Below are 3,129 nucleotides of genomic sequence, written 5' to 3'. Positions count from 1 at the left end.
GCCGAAACACCGGGCCCGGCCGCCGCCCCACCGGGTACCGGCCGCCGCAGGAGCGCGGAGCCCGCCACCCTGCCCGCGCCCGCCGGACGCGGCACCGGCCGCCGGCGGGCCGCACCCGTACCCGCGCCCACCCCGGGAGGGAACTGGCGGCGGATCGTGCCGCAGGCCCTCGTCGTCGCCTTCCTCGCCGGTGGCACCACCGCGTTCGTCGCCGCCGACAAGACCGTCCGGCTCACCGTGGACGGGGTCCCGCGGGACCTCCACACCTTCGCCGACGACGTCACCGAACTGCTGGCCGCCGAAGGCCTCGGCGTCGGCCCCCACGACCTCGTCGCCCCCGCCCCCGGCGAACCCCTCGACGACGGGGAACAGGTCGTCGTCCGCTACGGCCGGCCCCTGCGCCTGACCCTCGACGGACAACAGCGCCAGGTGTGGACCACCGCCCGCACCGTCGAGGGCGCCCTGCGCCAGCTCGGCATCCGCGCCGAGGGCGCCTACCTCTCCGCCCCCCGCACGGCCCCCGTCCCCCGCGCGGGCCTCGCCCTCAGCGTCCGCACCGAGCGCAGCGTCACCTTCCTCGCGGACGGCAGCGAACGCACCATCCGCACCAACGCGGCCACCGTCCAGGAGGCCCTCGACCAGGCCGGCATCACCCTGCACGGCCAGGACACCACCTCCGTCCTCCCGGACTCCTTCCCGCGCGACGGCCAGACCGTCACCGTGCTCCGCATCACCGGCACCCGAGAGGTCCGCGAGGAGCGCATCCCGTACGCGACCGAGAAGGTCGAGGACGCCGGCCTCTTCGCCGGCACCGAAGTCGTCGAACGCGCCGGCCGACCCGGCGCGCGCCGGGTCACGTACAGCCTGCGCACCGTCAACGGGGTCCGGCAGAAGCCCCGCATCGTCGCCGAGGAGATCGTCCGCGAGCCCGTCACCCAACTCGTCAAGGTCGGCACGAAGCCGCTGCCCACCTCCGTCGCCGGCGCCGACAGCCTCGACTGGGCCGCCCTCGCCCAGTGCGAGTCCGGCGGCCGCCCCACCGCCACCGACGCCTCGGGCACCTACGGCGGCCTCTACCAGTTCGACGTCCGCACCTGGCAGGGCCTCGGCGGCAGCGGCCGCCCCCAGGACGCGCCCGCCACGGAACAGACGTACCGGGCGAAGAAGCTCTACGTGCAGCGGGGGGCGAGTCCCTGGCCCCACTGCGGCCGTAGGCTTGCCCGGTGAGTACCGCAGAGCAGCAGCCCAACGAAAACCCCGCCCCCCCTTCCGACGCCCTCCTCGGACCCGCCGAGATCCGGGAGCTGGCCGCCGTACTCGGCGTGAAGCCGACGAAGCAGAAGGGGCAGAACTTCGTCATCGACGCCAACACGGTGCGCCGCATCGTGCGCACCGCCGAGGTGCGGCCCGACGACGTGGTCGTCGAGGTCGGGCCGGGGCTGGGCTCGCTGACGCTCGCCCTGCTGGAGGCCGCCGACCGGGTCACCGCCGTCGAGATCGACGACATCCTCGCGGCCGCGCTGCCCGCCACCATCGAGGCCCGGATGCCCGAGCGCAAGGACCACTTCGCGCTGGTCCACTCCGACGCGATGCTGGTCACGGAGCTGCCCGGGCCGGCGCCCACCGCGCTCGTCGCGAACCTGCCGTACAACGTCGCGGTGCCGGTACTGCTGACCATGCTGGACCGGTTCCCGAGCATCGAGCGGACCCTCGTCATGGTGCAGGCGGAGGTCGCCGACCGGCTCGCCGCCGAACCCGGCAACAAGGTGTACGGAGTGCCCTCCGTCAAGGCCAACTGGTACGCGCACGTCAAGCGGGCCGGCTCCATCGGCCGCAAGGTCTTCTGGCCCGCGCCGAACGTCGACTCGGGCCTGGTCTCCCTCGTCCGCCGCACCGAGCCGATCAAGACCACCGCCACCAAGGCGGAGGTGTTCGCGGTCGTGGACGCCGCCTTCGCGCAGCGCCGCAAGACGCTGCGCGCCGCGCTGGCCGGCTGGGCCGGTTCGGCGGCGGGCGCCGAGGCCGCGCTGGTCGCGGCCGGGATCTCGCCGCAGGCACGCGGAGAGTCGCTGACGGTCGAGGAGTTCGCCGCGATCGCCGAGCACAAGCCGGCGGCGGAGAGGCCCGCGCTGTGACTGTCACCGTACGAGTGCCCGCGAAGGTCAACGTCCAGCTCGCGGTGGGCGCGGCGCGCCCCGACGGCTTCCACGACCTGGCCAACGTGTTCCTCGCCGTCTCCCTCTTCGACGAGGTCACGGCGACCCCGGCCGACTCCCTGACCGTCAGCTGCTCCGGCCCGGACGCCGACCAGGTGCCGTTGGACCGTACGAACCTGGCCGCGCGGGCCGCCGAGATCCTCGCGGCGCGCCACGGCATCTCCCCGTCCGTCCACCTCCACATCGCGAAGAACATCCCGGTGGCGGGCGGCATGGCGGGCGGCAGCGCGGACGGGGCGGCGGCCCTGCTGGCGTGCGACGCCCTGTGGGGGCTGGACACCCCGCGCGCCGAACTGCTCGACATCTGCGCGGAACTGGGCAGCGACGTCCCCTTCAGCCTGGTCGGCGGCGCGGCGCTCGGGACCGGCCGCGGGGAGCTGCTGACGCCGGTGGCCGCCGGCACCTTCCACTGGGTGTTCGCCGTGGCCGACGGCGGGCTGTCCACCCCTGCGGTGTTCCGCGAGTTCGACCGCCTGGCGGCTGCCGCCGGCGTCTCGATCCCGGCCCCCGAGGCCTCCCCCGCCCTCCTCGCCGCGCTCGCCTCGGGCGACGCGGACGCGCTGGCGGGTGTGCTGGCCAATGACCTCCAGCCGGCCGCCCTCTCCCTGCGCCCGCAGCTGTCGCACACCCTGGCGGCGGGACTGGACGCCGGGGCACTGGCCGCGCTGGTCTCCGGCTCCGGCCCGACCACGGCCTTCCTGGTCCGCGACCCGGAATCCGCGCTGAAGGTGGCCGCGGCCCTGGATGCCTCCGGCACCTGCCGCACCACCCGCGTGGCGACCTCCCCGGCCCCCGGAGCCACGGTCCTGCCGTAGCCCTGCGGCCCGGCCTCCTCGGGGCTCCGCCCCAGACCCTCCCCCAGACTCCGTCCGGGGGCCCCCGCGCCTCAAACGCCGGCGAGGCTGGAAAATCC

3 protein-coding genes are annotated in these 3,129 nt (G+C 75.3%); all 3 read left to right on the top strand.

The features are described 5' to 3' along the window. Positions 1-1,227 (top strand): ubiquitin-like domain-containing protein (locus ACFV9H_RS41340; RefSeq protein ID WP_385409149.1); only part of this gene is annotated, 1,227 nt, incomplete at its 5' end. Next, positions 1,224-2,135, top strand: a complete 912-nt coding sequence (gene rsmA, locus ACFV9H_RS41335) for a 16S rRNA (adenine(1518)-N(6)/adenine(1519)-N(6))-dimethyltransferase RsmA (protein ID WP_385409147.1) — start codon at positions 1,224-1,226, stop codon at positions 2,133-2,135. The genes ACFV9H_RS41340 and rsmA, both read left to right, overlap by 4 nt. Further along, the gene (locus tag ACFV9H_RS41330) at positions 2,132-3,031 is read left to right on the top strand and encodes a 4-(cytidine 5'-diphospho)-2-C-methyl-D-erythritol kinase (protein ID WP_385409145.1); all 900 of its coding nucleotides are present in this window, start codon (positions 2,132-2,134) and stop codon (positions 3,029-3,031) included. The genes rsmA and ACFV9H_RS41330 overlap by 4 nt, the downstream gene beginning before the upstream one ends. The last annotated feature ends 98 nt before the right edge of the window (positions 3,032-3,129 follow it).

This window comes from Streptomyces sp. NPDC059874 (assembly GCF_042731135.1).
In the GTDB taxonomy this organism is placed as follows: domain Bacteria; phylum Actinomycetota; class Actinomycetes; order Streptomycetales; family Streptomycetaceae; genus Streptomyces.
The sequence above is the reverse complement of the archived record's forward strand: the minus strand, read 5'-3'. Positions and strand labels throughout refer to the sequence as shown.